12 protein-coding genes are annotated in these 16,314 nt (G+C 63.3%); 9 read left to right on the forward strand and 3 right to left on the reverse strand.

All coding sequences use genetic code 11. The features are described 5' to 3' along the window. The first annotated feature begins 100 nt into the window (after positions 1 to 100). From VK804_RS11880 to recQ, 5 genes are all read left to right on the forward strand, one after another. Positions 101 to 1,405: an O-acetylhomoserine aminocarboxypropyltransferase/cysteine synthase family protein gene (locus tag VK804_RS11880; protein WP_325371007.1), complete on the forward strand. Its 1,305-nt coding sequence runs from the start codon at positions 101 to 103 to the stop codon at positions 1,403 to 1,405. An 18-nt stretch (positions 1,406 to 1,423) separates the two neighbouring features. Continuing rightward, the gene (gene metA / locus VK804_RS11885; protein WP_325371008.1) at positions 1,424 to 2,455 is read left to right on the forward strand and encodes a homoserine O-succinyltransferase MetA; all 1,032 of its coding nucleotides are present in this window, start codon (positions 1,424 to 1,426) and stop codon (positions 2,453 to 2,455) included. Beyond that, positions 2,455 to 3,225: a polysaccharide deacetylase family protein gene (locus VK804_RS11890; RefSeq protein ID WP_325371009.1), complete on the forward strand. Its 771-nt coding sequence runs from the start codon at positions 2,455 to 2,457 to the stop codon at positions 3,223 to 3,225. Before metA ends, VK804_RS11890 begins: the two co-directional genes overlap by 1 nt. Positions 3,226 to 3,400: 175 nt before the next feature. Next, positions 3,401 to 5,461 carry an ATP-dependent helicase gene (locus VK804_RS11895; RefSeq protein ID WP_325371010.1) on the forward strand — a complete coding sequence of 687 codons (2,061 nt, stop codon included), beginning with the start codon at positions 3,401 to 3,403 and terminating at the stop codon, positions 5,459 to 5,461. Positions 5,462 to 5,469: 8 nt separating this feature from the next. Next, on the forward strand, positions 5,470 to 7,350 hold the full coding sequence (recQ, locus tag VK804_RS11900; RefSeq protein ID WP_325371011.1) for a DNA helicase RecQ: 1,881 nt from the start codon (positions 5,470 to 5,472) through the stop codon (positions 7,348 to 7,350). A 56-nt stretch (positions 7,351 to 7,406) separates the two neighbouring features. Here recQ and VK804_RS11905 read toward each other — a convergent pair whose 3' ends face one another. The 3 genes from VK804_RS11905 to VK804_RS11915 all read right to left on the reverse strand — a co-directional run bounded on the left by VK804_RS11905 (position 7,407) and on the right by VK804_RS11915 (position 11,181). After that, positions 7,407 to 8,477, reverse strand: a complete 1,071-nt coding sequence (locus VK804_RS11905) for a Gfo/Idh/MocA family oxidoreductase (protein ID WP_325371012.1) — start codon at positions 8,475 to 8,477, stop codon at positions 7,407 to 7,409. Between the two features lie 106 nt (positions 8,478 to 8,583). Beyond that, complete coding sequence (locus VK804_RS11910) at positions 8,584 to 9,912, reverse strand: FAD-dependent oxidoreductase (RefSeq protein WP_325371013.1); 1,329 nt, start codon at positions 9,910 to 9,912, stop codon at positions 8,584 to 8,586. 6 nt (positions 9,913 to 9,918) lie between these two features. After that, positions 9,919 to 11,181 carry a S1C family serine protease gene (locus VK804_RS11915; RefSeq protein ID WP_325371014.1) on the reverse strand — a complete coding sequence of 421 codons (1,263 nt, stop codon included), beginning with the start codon at positions 11,179 to 11,181 and terminating at the stop codon, positions 9,919 to 9,921. Between the two features lie 193 nt (positions 11,182 to 11,374). Between VK804_RS11915 and VK804_RS11920 the strand changes: the two genes are divergently transcribed. From VK804_RS11920 to VK804_RS11935, 4 genes are all read left to right on the forward strand, one after another. Then, complete coding sequence (locus tag VK804_RS11920; protein WP_325371015.1) at positions 11,375 to 12,232, forward strand: VOC family protein; 858 nt, start codon at positions 11,375 to 11,377, stop codon at positions 12,230 to 12,232. 251 nt (positions 12,233 to 12,483) lie between these two features. Then, positions 12,484 to 13,455: an ABC transporter substrate-binding protein gene (locus VK804_RS11925; RefSeq protein ID WP_325371016.1), complete on the forward strand. Its 972-nt coding sequence runs from the start codon at positions 12,484 to 12,486 to the stop codon at positions 13,453 to 13,455. 20 nt (positions 13,456 to 13,475) lie between these two features. Then, entirely contained in the window at positions 13,476 to 15,212 is a 1,737-nt protein-coding gene (locus VK804_RS11930) for an iron ABC transporter permease (protein WP_325371017.1), read from the forward strand. Continuing rightward, on the forward strand, positions 15,209 to 16,279 hold the full coding sequence (locus VK804_RS11935; protein ID WP_325371018.1) for an ABC transporter ATP-binding protein: 1,071 nt from the start codon (positions 15,209 to 15,211) through the stop codon (positions 16,277 to 16,279). The genes VK804_RS11930 and VK804_RS11935 overlap by 4 nt, the downstream gene beginning before the upstream one ends. The last annotated feature ends 35 nt before the right edge of the window (positions 16,280 to 16,314 follow it).

Below are 16,314 nucleotides of genomic sequence, written 5' to 3' on the forward strand. Positions count from 1 at the left end.
CAATGTTGGCGCTAATTATTGAAGGCTTGACGCTCCGCCATTAACAAGGAGGCTGCGAATAAAACGCATGCTGAAATGCGACGCGACGTAGAGGTTGAAAATGCGCAACGAAACCATCGCCATTCACGCCGGCTACGATCCCGATCCGACCACCAAGTCGGTTGCGGTTCCGATCTACCAGACGGTGGCTTACGCGTTCGACAGTGCCGACCACGGCGCCGCCCTGTTCAACCTCGAGGCGGAAGGTTTTCGCTATTCGCGGATCGCCAACCCGACCACGGCCGTTCTCGAAAAGCGCATCACCGAACTCGAAGGCGGCGTCGGCGCGCTCGCGGTGGCGACCGGTCAGGCGGCGCTGCATTTTGCCCTCGTCAACCTCGCCGATACCGGCGGCAACATCGTCTCCGTGCCGCAGCTCTATGGCACCACGCACACCCTGCTCTCATACGTCCTGCCGCGGCAGGGCATCACCACCCGCTTTGCCGACAGCGACAAGGCCGACGCGATCGAGAAGCTGATCGACGAAAACACCAAGGCGATCTTCTCCGAGACCATCGGCAATCCCGCGGGCAATGTCTGCGACATCGAGGCCCTGGCCAAGCTCGCCCATCGCCATGGCGTGCCGCTGGTGGTCGACAATACGGTTGCGACCCCGATCCTGCTGAAGCCGTTCGATTACGGCGCCGACATATCGGTCCACTCGCTGACGAAATTTTTGGGCGGCCACGGTACTACGCTCGGCGGCGCGATCGTCGACAGCGGGCGCTTTCCCTGGACCGAGCACGCCCGCCGATTCCCCGCCTTCAACGAGCCCGATGAGTCCTACCACGGTCTCGTCTACACCAAGCAATTCGGCAGCAGCGCCTACATCCAGCGCGCGCGCAGCGTCTATCAGCGCACCATGGGATCTGTGCTGTCGCCATTCAACGCGTTCCTGCTGCTGCAGGGCATCGAAACCGTGGCGCTGCGCGTCGAGCGGCATGTCGAGAACGCGCGCAAGGTCGCGGACTTCCTGCGCAACGATCCGCGGGTCGCCTGGGTCAACTATGCGGGCTTCCCCGACAGCCCCTATTACGCGCTGGTCCAGAAATATCTCAACGGCAATGCCTCGTCGCTGTTCACCTTCGGCATCAAGGGCGGCATGGAAGCCGGCAAGAGCTTCTATGACGCGCTGAATCTGATCACGCGGCTGGTCAATATCGGCGACGCCAAGTCGCTCGCCTGCCATCCCGCCTCGACCACGCATCGCCAGATGACGGCCGAGCAGCAGCGCATCGCCGGCGTGCTGCCGGAAACCATCCGGCTCTCGATCGGCATCGAGCACGTTTCCGACATCATCGAGGATATCGACCAGGCGCTGGCAGCAGCCTGCAGCGCGCATCAGCGGCTCGAGGCCGCGGAATAGATCGGCCGGAGCCAAGGCATGACCGTGCTGTTGGAAAAGCGGCGGCTGATCGTCAGTCCAGGGCTCGCGCCGGCGCAGCTGCGGGAGGAGGATAAATTCGGTCGTCCGCGTCATGCCGAGGTGGATCTGACGATCGGCCTCGTCAACAACATGCCGGATGCGGCGCTAAAGGCGACCGAACGCCAGTTCATGCGCCTGCTCAGGCAGGCCGCCGGCGACATCCGCATCGATTTCCATTGCTTCGCGCTGCCGTCGGTACATCGATCGCAGACGGCGAAATGGCGGGTCGACCGGCAATACACCGACATCGCCGATCTCGGCCGCCTGAAGTTCGATGGCCTGATCGTCACCGGCGCCGAGCCGAACGCCGCGACGCTTCCCGGCGAGTCGTTCTGGCCGGAGCTTGCCGACCTGATCGATTGGGCGGAAACCAACACGCGCTCGACGATCTGGTCGTGCCTGGCCGCGCATGCCGCCGTGCTGCATCTCGACGGCATCGAGCGCCAGCGGCTCACGACAAAATGTTCGGGAGTTTACGACTGTGCCAAGATCGCCGACCATTGGCTGACGCGGGATATCCCCTCGCCGCTCAAGGTCGCGCATTCGCGCCTCAACGAGCTGCGCGCCGGCGACCTCGCCGCCCGGGGTTATCAGGTGCTGACGCAATCGCGCGAAGCCGGTGTCGATATCTTCGCCAGAAAACTGCGCAGCCAGTTCGTGTTCTTCCAGGGACATCCCGAATATGACGCGCTGTCGCTGGAGCGGGAATATCTGCGCGATGTCTCGCGCTATCTCGCCGGCGAACGCGACACCTATCCGGCTATCCCGTCAGGCTATTTCGACAGCGAAACCGAGGAAAGACTTGCAGCCTTTGAGGCGCGCGCTCACGTCGAACGGCGGCCGGCGCTCAGCCTGGAGCTGCCCGCGCGCACGCTTCGCTCGGACATCGCAGCCGGCGCCGCTGCAACGGCAATCTTCGCAAATTGGCTTGGATACCTGTCGGATGGCTCGAGCACGGCGTCGCCGCGCCTCGACATGGAAACACGGTAATGGGCGCAACGTCGATCACGCCCTCTGGCTGGTCCGAATTGCGAACGCGCGTCAGCAACCGGCTGGCCCGGCATTTCGGCGCCGCGCCCTTCAGGCTGTCGGGTACCGGTCCGATGGTCAGCTTCACATTCGACGATATCGCGAAAAGCGCGGCCACCGTCGGCGCCCCGCTGCTCGAGGAATATGACGCGCGGGGGACTTTCTATGTCTCGGGCGCGCTGGTCGATCGGTGGTCCGGTCACTGGACCGGGGCCAGCGCCGAAGAGATCGCGGGCCTGCATCGCAGGGGCCATGAAGTCGCCTGCCACACCTTTTCGCACACGCGCGCCATCGATCTCGACGCGAGCGCGATGAGCGCGGAGATGGAGAAGAACCGGCGATATCTGGGCGCGCTCGACCCCTCGATCAGGCTGGAGAATTTCGCCTATCCCTACGGCGTGGGGTCGCTGCCGCGCAAGCGGCAACTCGGCAAGGCCTTCCGCTCGTCCCGGGGCGTCCTTCCCGGCATCAACAGCGGCACCGTCGACCTGCACTATTTGCGGGCGACACCCCTGATCGATCTGCAGATCGACTATGACGGTATCGATCGCGCGTTCGGCGAAGCCGTCGCCAAGGCCGGCTGGTTGATCTTCTACAGCCACGACGTCAAGACGGTGCCGAGCCCCTATGGATGCTCGCCGTCGCTGCTGCGCCATGCGCTGGAAGCCGCCTTAAGCCACAATGTCCCGGTCGTGAGCGTGGCCGAGGCGTTGCGGCGGGCGGGAGCGTAGCGGGGCTTATTACCCACCCAGACGGGCCTTTTTGCATTGTTCTTGATTTGTTCATACTATTCGGCCAAGAGTCGATCCCGATGCGATTCCCCTTCCCGATGCGCCGCCGCGCGGAGGCATTGTAAGCGCAGCGGGAATCACGGAGTTTGATTTTTCACCTCGGGACGATCAATCCGTGGCAGCAGCCGCCTATCTCGAAAGCCTCAATCCGGAACAGCGGCGCGCCGTCGAGCATGGCGCGGCCGAAGCGGGCGGGTGCGCGCCGCTTCTGGTGATCGCCGGCGCCGGTTCCGGCAAGACCAACACGCTCGCGCATCGCGTGGCGCATCTGATCGTCGGCGGCGCCGATCCCCGGCGCATTCTGTTGATGACGTTCTCGCGGCGGGCGGCCTCCGAAATGACGAAACGGGTCGAGCGGATCGCGCGCAAGGTGCTGGGCGACAATGCTTCCGTGATGACGGACGCGCTCGCCTGGGCCGGCACCTTCCACGGCATCGGCGCGCGGCTGTTGCGCGAATACGCCGAGCAGATCGGTCTCGATCCCGCGTTCACGATTCACGACCGCGAGGATTCCGCCGACCTGATGAACCTGATCCGGCACCAGAAGGGATTTTCCAAAACCAAGGAGCGGTTTCCGACCAAGGGCACCTGCCTTGCGATCTACTCGCGCTGCGTCAACGCGGAAGTAGCGATCGAGGAGGTGCTGGGGTCGTCGTTTCCATGGTGCTCCGGATGGGCCGCCGAGTTGAAGGAACTGTTCGCGGCCTATGTCGAAGCCAAGCAGGCGCAGAATGTACTCGATTATGACGACCTGCTGCTGTACTGGGCGCAGACCATGAGCGACAAGGCGCTGGCAACCGACATCGGCGATCGTTTCGATCATGTGCTGGTCGACGAATATCAGGACACCAACCGCCTGCAGTCTTCGATCCTGCTGGGGCTGAAGCCCGGCGGGCGCGGCCTCACCGTGGTCGGCGACGATGCGCAATCGATCTATTCGTTCCGCGCCGCCACCGTGCGTAACATTCTGGATTTCCCTGGCCAGTTCTCGCCGCCGGCCGACGTCATCACGCTCGATCGCAACTACCGCTCGACGCAGGCGATCCTCGCCGCCGCCAATGGCGTGATCGACCTCGCCCGCGAGCGCTTCACCAAGAATCTCTGGACCGACCGGACCTCCGGTGCAAAGCCCCTGCTCGTCAGCATTCGCGACGAGGCCGATCAGGCACGCTGCATCGTCGAAGCCGTGCTGGAAAATCGCGAGACTGGCGCGCTTCTGAAGCAGCAGGCGGTGCTGTTTCGCACCTCGAGCCACAGCGGCTCGCTGGAAATCGAACTCACCCGCCGCAACATCCCCTTCGTCAAATTCGGCGGCCTGAAATTCCTCGATGCCGCCCATATCAAGGACATGCTGGCGCTGTTGCGTTTCGTTGAAAATCCCAGGGATCGCGTCGCCGGTTTTCGGCTGCTGCATCTGATCCCGGGGGTCGGTCCGACCTCGGCGCAGCGGGTGCTCGATCACATGGCCGACAGCGCCGATCCGATCGCGGCGCTTGTGACCGCGTCCGCCCCGCCCCGCGCCGGCGACGACTGGAACATGTTCGTCCACACGGTTGCGGCTATCCGCCATTCGAACTGGCCGGCCGACCTTGAACGCGCGCGCCTCTGGTACGAACCGCATCTCGACCGAATCCACGAGGATTCCGACACCCGGCGCGCCGATCTGATCCAGCTCGAACAGATCGCCAGCGGCTATCCCTCCCGCGAGCGCTTCCTGACCGAACTGACGCTCGACCCGCCGGACGCCACCAGCGACCAGGCGGGAGTGCCGCTGCTCGACGAGGACTATCTGATCCTGTCGACCATCCATTCGGCCAAGGGGCAGGAATGGAAGTCGGTGTTCGTGCTCAACGTCGTCGACGGCTGCATGCCGTCCGATCTCGGCGCCGGCACCAGCGCCGAGCTCGAGGAGGAACGCCGCCTGCTCTACGTCGCCATGACCCGCGCCCGCGACGATCTGCATCTCATGGTGCCGCAGCGTTTCTTCACCCACGGCCAGCAGGCGCGAGGCGATCGCCACGTTTATGCCGCGCGGACACGCTTCATTCCCGATCGCCTGCTCGGCCTGTTCGAGAAGACGACCTGGCCGCGCATGGTGGCTGGAGCCGCGGCGCGCAATGCAAGCCAGGGGCCGCGCATCGATGTCGGCGCGCGCATGCGCGGGATGTGGCGTTGAGGCCGTCGATGGGTAAACTATCCGCCATGACCTCGGCCCAACGCGGTGAGTTCGATTCCTCCGAAGCACTTTCGGTGCTGAATTCCGTGTTCGGCCTGCCCGCGTTTCGCGGCGCGCAGGAAGAAATCGTCAGGCACGTGACGGACGGCGGCAATTGCCTGGTGCTGATGCCGACCGGCGGCGGCAAGTCGCTGTGCTATCAATTGCCCTCCCTGTTGCGCGACGGCTGCGGCATCGTGGTCTCACCGCTGATCGCGCTGATGCGCGACCAGGTCGCGGGCCTGCTCGAGGCCGGCGTCAAGGCGGCGGTGCTGAATTCCACGCTGTCATTTGAAGAGGCCAACGCGGTCGAGGCGCGGCTCATCGCCGGCGATCTCGATCTGCTTTACGTCGCCCCGGAGCGGCTGTTGACGCCGCGCTGCCTGTCCCTGCTCGGTCGCGCGAAAATCGCGCTGTTTGCGATCGACGAAGCGCATTGCGTGTCGCAATGGGGCCACGACTTCCGTCCCGAATATATCGGCCTTTCGGCGATCGCGGAACGCTTTCCCGAGGTGCCGCGGATCGCGCTGACCGCGACCGCCGACGAGCTCACCCGCCAGGAGATCGTCGAGCGGCTTGGGCTTGCCGATGCGCCGCGCTTCGTCGCGAGTTTCGACCGGCCGAACATCCGCTATGAAATCGTCGAGAAGCAGAACGCGCCGTCCCAGCTGAAAGCCTTTATCAGCGAACGCCATGCGGGCGACGCGGGCGTCGTCTACTGCCTGTCGCGCGCCAAGGTGGAGGATGTCGCTAATACGCTAGCGGATGCCGGCATCACGGCGCTGCCCTACCACGCGGGGCTGGATGCCGCGACGCGCGCGCGGCATCAGGACCGCTTCATCAACGAAGACGGCGTCGTCATCGTCGCCACCATCGCCTTCGGCATGGGCATCGACAAGCCCGACGTGCGCTTCGTAGCCCACCTCGATTTGCCCAAGAGCATCGAGGCCTATTATCAGGAGACCGGCCGCGCAGGGCGCGACGGCAAGCCGTCGAGCGCCTGGATGGCCTATGGCCTGTCCGATATCGTGCAGCAGCGCCGCATGATCGAGGAGTCCAACGGTTCCGACGCGTTCAAGCGGGTGTCGACCGGCAAGCTGGAAGCGCTGGTCGGACTCGCCGAGGCCGCCGACTGCCGGCGCACCCGACTGCTCGGCTATTTCGGCGAGCGGCTGGGCGAGGCCAAATGCGGCAATTGCGACAACTGCCTGTCGCCGCCGCAGCTGCGCGACGGCAAGGTGATCGCGCAAAAACTGTTGTCCTGCGCCTATCGCACCGGGCAGCGATTCGGCGCCATGCACCTGATCGACGTCCTGATCGGCCGCATGACCGAGCGCGTCACGCAATTCGGGCACGACCGGCTCTCGGTGTTCGGCATCGGCCGCGAGCTCAACGAAAAGCAGTGGCGCGCCGCATTGCGGCAGCTGGTGGCGATGGGCCATCTTCGCGTCGACAGCGAGGCTTTCGGCGCGCTGAAGCTAACCGAAAGCGCACGCGGCGTGCTCAAGGGCGAGACGGATGTGATGCTGCGCGAGGAAATCCCGGGCGGCCGCAACCGCGCCATCCGGTCGAAATCACGGCGCGGCGATCTCGCGGCCGCACCCAATGCTGCCGGCAAAGCGGGCGACCCGACCTTGCTCGCAGCCTTGCGGGCATGGCGTTCGCAGACGGCGCGCAGCCGCGGCGTACCGGCCTACGTCGTGCTGCACGATTCCACCATCGACGGCATCGCCTCGGCGCGCCCGAAATCGCTGAACGACCTCCGCGGTATCGCGGGGATTGGCGACAAGAAGCTGGAGCATTATGGCAGCGAGCTGATCGCGCTGGTGAAGGCCGCGGAGGGCTCCTAGGATTTCTTCTCCCCTCCCCCCGCGAAGCGGTGGGGAGGGGAGAAATCACCACCGCGCTATATCCCGACGGCCACTTTCGTCGGCCGCTTGTTCTCCAGCGGCAGCGTCACCGGCTCGTTGAGTTCGGCCGACAAGTCCGCGGCGATATAAAGCTCCATCACGCGGCGCGCCTGTTCGGGCGTCACCAGCACCGGCCGGTCGAGCGCCACCGCTTCCACGAAATGCACGGTCTCGGACGCCATCGGGCCGGCATAGACGTGGCCGACGGATTCGCCGGGCATGGTCGACATCGGAAACACCGCGCCGTGCTTCATGGTGTTGAGCATGACGTCGCGATGGGTGTCGTCGACCATCAGCGCGCCTTCGGTTCCCACAAGTTCGATCCAGGTCGAGGAGAAGTTCGGATAGCCGGGCGGCAGGCTCCAGCCGCCGCCGACCACGAAGCTGAGGCCGGAGTCCATGGTCACGGTCATCCATTGCAGATCGGGGATGTCGTTGCCCGAGGATTCGCGCATCGCGCCGTAATTCACCTGCGAATAGACCCGCACGGGCTTGGCCGGCTCCAGGCACCAGAGCACGAAGTCGAGATCGTGGGTCGATTCCATCGCGGCCGGTGAAAGTTTCACACGGCCGCTGATCTTCTTGCCGAGGCTGCGCGAGATATGCCGGCTTACCAGCACGCTGACAGGCTTGCCGATGGTGCCGTCGCTGACGCACTGCTTGACGTAGGCGAATTTCGGATTGAAGCGTTGCGAATAGCCGATGGTGAATTTGAGCTTGTTCGCGCGCGCGATCGAAATCAGCTCGTCCGCCTCTTCGAGTTCCAGCGCAATCGGTTTTTCCAGGAACACGTGCTTGCCGGCGCGCAGGAAATCCCGCGTCATCGGAAAATGCGTGGTCTCGGGCGTCGCGCAGACGAAGACGGCTGAGATATCCTTGTTCTCCAGTAGGCTGCGATAATCCGAGGTCGCCGATTTGGCGCCGATCTTCGCCGCAACCTCTTTCAACCGCTCGGGCCGGTTCTCGGCGATGTGCACGCCACCCACCAGCGGATGCGCGGCACAGGCGTCCGCCCGGATGCCCCCACACCAGCCGGTACCGATGATCGCGACGTCAATCTGATCCATGTTCTTGTGTTCCAATTTGTCTTTTCTTGCACTCTGGCCTGCTTCGAATGCAGGCCGGGACGGTCCCTTGGAGCAAGCCCCGTGTCAAGTCAGGCGAGAAGCCAGGCTAAGAGATCTCGCGCGCGTCGCGCCGCCGATAGACCATCAGCATCAGCGGCGCCAGGCGACGCAGCAGCGCGTGCACCGCGATCGGCGCGGGGTCAGTGAACGGCAGCGCGAGTTCGCCGTCGGGAACGCCGCGCACCGCCTTTGCAAATTCAGCCCCGAGCGCGATCGAAAGCGCGACCGCGCGGCCGTTGCAGCCGGTCCAGCCAAAGGCATCGGGGCCGAGCCGATGAATGCGCGGCAGGAAATCCGTCGTCATGCCGACGTAACCGTTCCAGACGTGGTCGAAATGAACTGGCCCGATCTGCGGCCACAACCGTTGCACCCGTTCGGCGACGGCCTTCTTCAACCTTGCGGGCTTGTCGCCCGGACCGATCACGGCGCCGCCCGTGACGAGGCGGTCTCTGGCATCGTAGCGGGCGAAGTAGAGTTCGCCATGGGTGTCGGACATCGCCTGCCGGCCGGGAATGACGCTCTTGCGGGCGCTTTCGGAAAGCGGTTGCGTCGCCATCTGCCAGGACAGCACCGGCACGACCTCGTGCGCGATGTCGGGCGCCAGCCGTTTCGAGAACTCGCCGGTGTAGGCATTGGTCGCCACGATCAGGGCTCTGCCGCTGATCTTGCCTCGCGCGGTCTCGACCACCCACCGGTTATTGCGCCGCTCAAAGCCTGTTGCCGCCGAGCGCGCGAAGATGCGGCCGCCACGCTCCAGCACGGCGCGAGCAAGTCCGCGCGACAACGCGAGCGGATTGATGTGACCTCCGGACTTGTTCCAGAAGCCGCCGAACCAGGCGTCCGATCCCAGCATCGCGCGCGTCTGGTCGCGCGAGAGAATCTCCACCGGCGCACCGAATTTCGACCACTGCCGGACCCGGCGCTCGGCAATCCCCATGCGGCCGGGCGAATGCACCGGCTGGATCCATCCCGTCTGTTCCTGCTCGGCTTGAATCTGGTAGCGCCGCGCCAGATCGAACAGCGTCGAGGCACTGTCGCGCAGCAGCGCAACGAAGCGTTCGCCCACCGCGCGGTGCTTGCGAATGATGTCGTCGGGATCGGGCCGCGACAATGTCGGGATGACCTGGCCGTTGTTGCGGCCCGAGGCGCCCCAGCCCGGCTCCATCGCCTCGACCACGGCGACGTCGACGCCGGCTTCGCGCAGATGCAGCGCGGTCGACAGCCCGGTAAATCCGCCGCCGATCACGACGACATCGGCTTGCGCGTCGCCGGCGAGCGCCGGCAGTTCCGGCCCGGGCGGCGTCACGGCGGCCCACAGCGAATCCGGCCAGCGAACAGTTGCGGCATTCAACACGGAGGTATTGGGCGATTTCAACGCGCTTTATTTCTTTGCGGTTTCGGTTTGCTCGGTCGCAGTACATGAAATGAGAAGCGTATAGGCCCTTGCATCGTGGGCCATGTCCGCAGTCTTCAGCTCATCTCTCGCGCCTGCCGTTTGATACGACACCACGCTATTGTCCAGGAAATCTCGAAGCGCGCCGGTCTTGATGGCGAAGTTGATGTTCTCCGGTATGTCTCCGGTTGCTTTCGCAAACTTTATCGCGTTCAGTTTGGCGGCCACCATTCCAACGACGTGACCGCTCGAGTCCAAAAGTGGGCCACCGCTGTTGCCCGGCTGAACGGCAGCGCTGATCTGGAGGTAGCGGGTATCGTTAAATACGCCGCTAAGCGAACTTACGATGCCTGTGGTCACGGTGAAGTCCGAGGTCAGCAATCCGTGAAACGGGTATCCGATGGCCACAACCGCGTCGCCTGGATGAATGGCCTTTTCGCGAATGGTCGCGACGTCCTTTAATGATGTTGCCGTGCCTTGCAGCAATGCCAGATCATTCGTCTCGTCGGTTGAGACGATTCGCAGCGCCATTGGAGATTCGCCGCTCAGGTTTCCGTGAATTTCTCCTACACAACCATCGATCACGTGTTGGTTGGTCAAGATATGTCCGTTCGAGCTGACCACGAAACCGGTGCCGCTCTTGTCGATCTTTTTCGCGGTGGTTGTTTGGGATGGACCAGGCGTGGCCGAAGCGACAACGGGGTTCGCCGTACCAGCTTTGGGTGGTGGCACGGAAAAGTCGCCGGCATTCGATACGCCCGCCGATTTCGTTTTGGCGACGCAGTTCGCCAGGACGGGTAACAATGGACCCGTAGACGTCAAATTGAATTGGTATGTCGCGCCTTTTGCCAGCGCTACCATGAGGCTGGCCTTTCGCAGCTGCTGGGCCGCATGCGGAGGCAAGATCGCAGTGACGAGAGCCGGTGAAACGGCCGTTCCAAACAAGCGCACCTGCGCCTGGCCGTCGAAGGTGACATCGATGGGAAAAGTTTCGCCGGCTGTCAGGTGAAACGCTTGATTCCCGAAGCCGAGCAGCCAGGACGAATTGGCGTTTTGTCCGACAATGACGTTAACGCCGTTCAAGTATGACGTCGCAGCCGCACAATGAGAGAAGGCCCCGCTGTTGTCATCCGTATAAGCACCGCCAGTCCAGGCACCAACGCGGATGTTGCCGAATGGGCCAGCGGCCTGAGCAACCTGAAGGCTCGCAAGAAGAATTAGAGACGATAATGCTAACGTAACCAATCGCATCCCATTCCCCCCGATTATCGATACATAGCCCTGAAGATTACAACACTTGGTCGCCTTTGAAAGGGCTTTTGCAGCCTCCGGCGGATCGGAGACTGCCCCTATCGCGTAAGCCTCTCGCGCATATCGGCGGAGTGCAACATGCGTTGCGGCCATCAAGCCGATCTGGTTACCTTACACCAACAGGGGGACAGCAATGGTGATGAAAAACATCATCGGGGTCGACCACGCCGTTGTCGTGGTCAGGGATCTGGACAAGGCCGCCGTCAACTGGAAGCAGCTCGGCTTCACGGTTTCACCGCGCGGCACGCATTCCGCGAAGATGGGAACGGGCAACTACACGATCATGCTCGGCGACGACTATATCGAATTGCTCGGCGTACTCACGGAAACCGAACATAATGCGCCGAGCCGGGCCTTGCTCGCGCGCCGCGGCGAAGGCATCGAACGCGTCGCCTTCACCACATCAGACGCCGCCGCGGGCGCCGAAGAAATTCGCGCGCGCGGCTACATTCCGCTTGGCCCGACCGATTTCGAACGGCCGGTGACGATGCCCGACGGTACCCAATCGGCGGCCAGATTCCGGACGTTTCAGTGGCCGATCGAGGAGGCACCGGCCGGAATGCGCATTTTCGCCTGCCAGCACAAGACGCGGGAGACCGTCTGGATTCCGGAATTGCAGCGGCATGCCAATGCTGCAAAGCGCCTCCTCCAGGTGCTTGCCGTTTCGCCCGAGCTGGCAAAAGAGGCCGCACATCTGGCACACATGACCGACCGCGCGATCAGCACCGAGCCCGATGGCGCGGTTACGGTGGCCTCCGGTCGGGATCGCGCCGATTTCGTATTCCTGACCAGGGATCAGTTGGGCCGGCGCTATCCCGGCGTCGCGCTGGCCGGGATTCCCGAGCGCGGCGGCGCCGGCCTCGTGCTTGCGACAGGCGATCTCGCCGCCGTCGAGCAAGCCGTCGGCAAGACCGGGTTCCGCGGTGACGGCCGGGTATTGGTCGCGCCGGCCGCCGCCAATGGCGCGCTGCTCGTTTTTGTGGCGGCCTGACCGCGCATTGCAATTCACAGTATGGCTATTGCATGGTGCAGCGCACGCCAAGCCCTTCCAAAGTGTGAGCTGCCACGCTCTGGAATGAATTGAAGCCCGCGCGAAATGCCAGCATAATCGCCTGAACAAGAAACGGAATTCAGGCGAGGCTCGATATGTTCCCAATCCAGAGGCGCAACTTCATTATCGGCGGGTCAGCGCTTCTGATGCTCGGCTCAAGCCGAAAGGCCCGTGCTCAACCTGCCCCATCGATGACGCCGCACGAGACGGAACTCTTTGAGGCCGCCAAGAAAGAGGGCGGCGAGCTGACCTGGTACACCGCGCAATCCGACGACATCACGGCGCAAGCGCTCGGGCGCAGTTTCGAGCAGCTCTATCCCGGCATCAAGGTCAACGTGCTCCGCACCACCGCGCAAGTGGCCTATCAGCGCGTCACCCAGGAAATCAAGGCCAGCGCCATCCAGTGCGACGTCCTGAGCTCGACGGATCTCGGTCACTACGTCGCACTGAAAGCAATCGGCGCGCTGGAAAAATATGTTCCGGACAATTCCAGCAAGGTGCTCGACATCTACAAGAACTACGATCCGGACGGGTTTTATTTCGTCAACTCCGCGGGCATGATCGGGATTGGATACAATACCGCCAAAGTCAAGGAAGCCGACGCGCCCAAAAACTGGACCGACCTGCTCGATCCCAAATGGAAGGACAATATTGCGCTCGGTCATCCCGGCTTCAGCGGCTATGTCGGCACCTGGGCGCTGACGCTGCGCAATCAATACGGCTGGGATTTCTTCGAGAAATTGGCGAAGAACAATCCGCGGGTCGGCCGTTCAATCAACGACACGGTCACGATGCTGAACGCGGGAGAGAGCGCCATCGCGGGCTCCGGGCCGGTCGGCACGGTGCTCGAGAGTATGCAGAAGGGTAACCCGCTCGCCATGGTCTATCCGACCGATGGCACCGTGTTGATCATCGCCTCGTCCGGCATCATGAAGGGTTGCAAGCATCCCAATGCGGCCCGCCTGTACATGGAATTCCTGCTCAGCCCGGGAGCCTCGCAAATCTGGGTGGACCACTTCAACGAGACGATCAGGCCGGAAGTCTCGGTGCCCAAGGGCGCCAAATCCGCCAAGGATCTGAAGGTCATCCGACCGACGGTCGAACAAATCACCAAGGGCGTGCCGGAAGTCATCAAGCAATGGCGTGAAACCTTCGGCGTCTAGGTCACGACAGGACAAAGAACGTGACCGACAACTCCCTCGAAATCCGGGCGCTGCATTTTTCCGGTGTTGCTTCAAGATTGCGGCGGCTCGACGCCAGCCTGTTGTTGTGGCTGGCGCTGATCGCGGTGCTCGCGTTCCTGATCCTTAATCCGGTGCTGCGGCTGATTATCTCGAGCCTGCAGCAAACCGATACCGGACACTTCACGCTCGCCAACTACCGCTCCGCCTATGGCAACATCAGGCATCTGCAGTCGCTTCTGAATTCGCTGGAGCTCGGCGTCGGCGTCGCGCTGCTCGCCACCTGCTTCGGTGTCCCGATCGCCTGGGCGATATCGCGGACCGACATGCCGTGCAAGGCGTTCATCAGGCTGATGGTGTTCGCCGCTTTCGTGACGCCGCCCTATCTCGGCGCCATCGGCTGGATTCTGCTGGCGGGACCGAATTCCGGATGGCTCAACAAGGTCTGGATGGCGCTGACCGGCGCCGGCCACGGCATTTTCAACATCTATTCGATGACCGGCCTGATCCTGGTCATCGCCGTGACGTCGTTTCCCTACACCTTCGTGTTCACCAGTTCGGCACTCGACCTGGTGTCGTCGGAGATGGAGGACGCCGCCAATATTCTCGGCGCTCGCACGTTGCGTACCACGCTGCGCATCACCCTGCCGCTGGTGACGCCCGCGATCATCGGCGGCATCATCATCAGCTTTCTCGAAGCCATCGCGCTGTTCGGCGCGCCGGCGCTGATCGCGCTGCCCGCCCGCTTCAACGTGGTGTCGACGCAGCTCTGGCAATTCTTCGAGTATCCGGTTCGCGTCGAGGAAGCCGCCGCCTATGCCATGCCGCTGCTCGCCATCACCGTGCTGATGTTCTGGATACAACGAAGAATATTGGGCCGCAGGGGCTACACGTCCGTCACCGGCAAGGGCGGCGAACGGCGAATGATCGCGCTCGGGGCGTGGCGCTGGGCGATGCTCGCTTACGCGCTGCTGGTCTGCGCGCTGTCGGTGTTTCTGCCGATGCTGGTGCTGATCCAGGCGGCGTTCGCCAAGGCCTGGGGCCGCGGCTTCAGCCTCGACAATCTGACCCTGCATAATTTCTACTATCTGCTATTCGAGCAGACCCAGGCAAAGCAGACCATCGTCAACACTTTCGTGTATTCGGGGGTGACAGCGTTCGCCGCGATCAGCCTGACATTGGCCATTGCCTATGTCGTCAATCGCAAGCTGGTGCCGTTCAGCAACGTGCTGGCGTTCCTTTGCATGGCGCCATTCGTGGTTCCCGGCATCGTGCTGGCGATCGGCTTCTATGCCGCCTACGCGCCGCCGCCGCTGGCGCTTTACGGCACCGCGACCATCCTGATCCTCGGCTTTACCACGCGCTTTCTCCCGATTGCCTACACGTCGAGCGCGGCGGGATTGCGCAGCATCAATCCGGAGATGGAAGAGGCCGTGCGGATTCTCGGCGGCAGCCGGTTGCTGGCGATTCGCAAGGTGCTGATTCCGCTCCTGAAGAAGAGTCTGGCCGGCGCCTGGATCCTGGTCTTCATCCCGGCGACGCGGGAATTGTCGTCGGCGATCTTCCTGGTCGGGCCCAACACGCGCGTGATCTCTGTGATGCTGTTCGACCTGTCGGAAGAAGGCAATTTCGAGGTGCTGGCGGCGCTTGGCGTCATCCTGCTGGTGGCGACGGTGGCGATCGCCGCCATCGGATCGAAAGTGATCGGGCGTGATTTCATGCTGCGGAGGAATAGTTGAGCAGGCTCAAACTGTCTGGCGTCAGCAAGCGCTACGGCGATTTCCTCGCGGTCGACAATATCGATCTCGAACTGCAATCCGGAGAATTCGTCTCGCTGCTCGGACCCTCCGGCTGCGGCAAGACCACGACCTTGCGGATGATCGCGGGCTTCATCGATCCCACGCTCGGCACGATCGAGATGGACGGCCAGATCCTCTCCTCGCCTTCCGGCTCGGTGCCGCCGGACCGGCGGCAGATGTCGATGATCTTCCAGAGCTATGCGATCTGGCCGAACATGACGGTCGAGCAGAACGTCGCGTTCGGACTCGAGCTGCGCAAGATCGCGAGGGCCGAAGTGAGGCGCCGCGTCGGCGAGATGCTGGAAGTCGTCCATATGAGCCATCTCGCCGACCGTTATCCGGCCGAACTCTCTGGCGGCCAGCAGCAGCGGGTGGCGCTGGCGCGCGCGATCGTGATCCGCCCTTCCGTGCTGCTGCTGGACGAGCCGCTGTCCAATCTGGATGCCACCTTGCGCGAGGAAATGCGTTTCGAAATCCGCCGCCTGCATGATGAATTCCACGTCACCACGGTTTACGTGACGCACGATCAGGCCGAAGCCATGGTGACCTCGGATCGAATTGCCGTCATGAACGGCGGCCGCATCGAGCAGGTCGATGCGCCCCGCGCGCTCTATGACAAGCCGAAGACGCGCTTTGTGGCAGGCTTCATCGGGCGCACCAATTTCATCGAGGGTACGAGCGACGGGCGGCAGATTGCGTTCGACGGTTTTGCGCTGCCGCACGCGGGTTTCGAGCGCGACGTACCTGCCGGAGGAAAGGCGGTGTTTTCGGTGCGGCCGCACAGCATGCGGCTTTCGGAAGCGCCGCCGACCGCTAACAATGGCTGCGCCGCCGTCGGAGTCGTCATTATGGAGCGGGCGTTTCTCGGCGAACACTGGGATTACGTCGTCAAGCCGCGCGAGAGCGCGATGACGCTAAGGGTAACGACCTCGCCGATGGACGACTTCCCGGTCGGCGCCAGCGCCTGGCTCGAATTCGAACCGCGCCAGATGGCGCTGATCGCCTGAAACTGGTCAAATAGAAAAGAACTGGAGCCAACCGC

The sequence above is a fragment of the Bradyrhizobium sp. genome (assembly GCF_035484855.1).
In the GTDB taxonomy this organism is placed as follows: Bacteria; Pseudomonadota; Alphaproteobacteria; order Rhizobiales; family Xanthobacteraceae; genus Bradyrhizobium.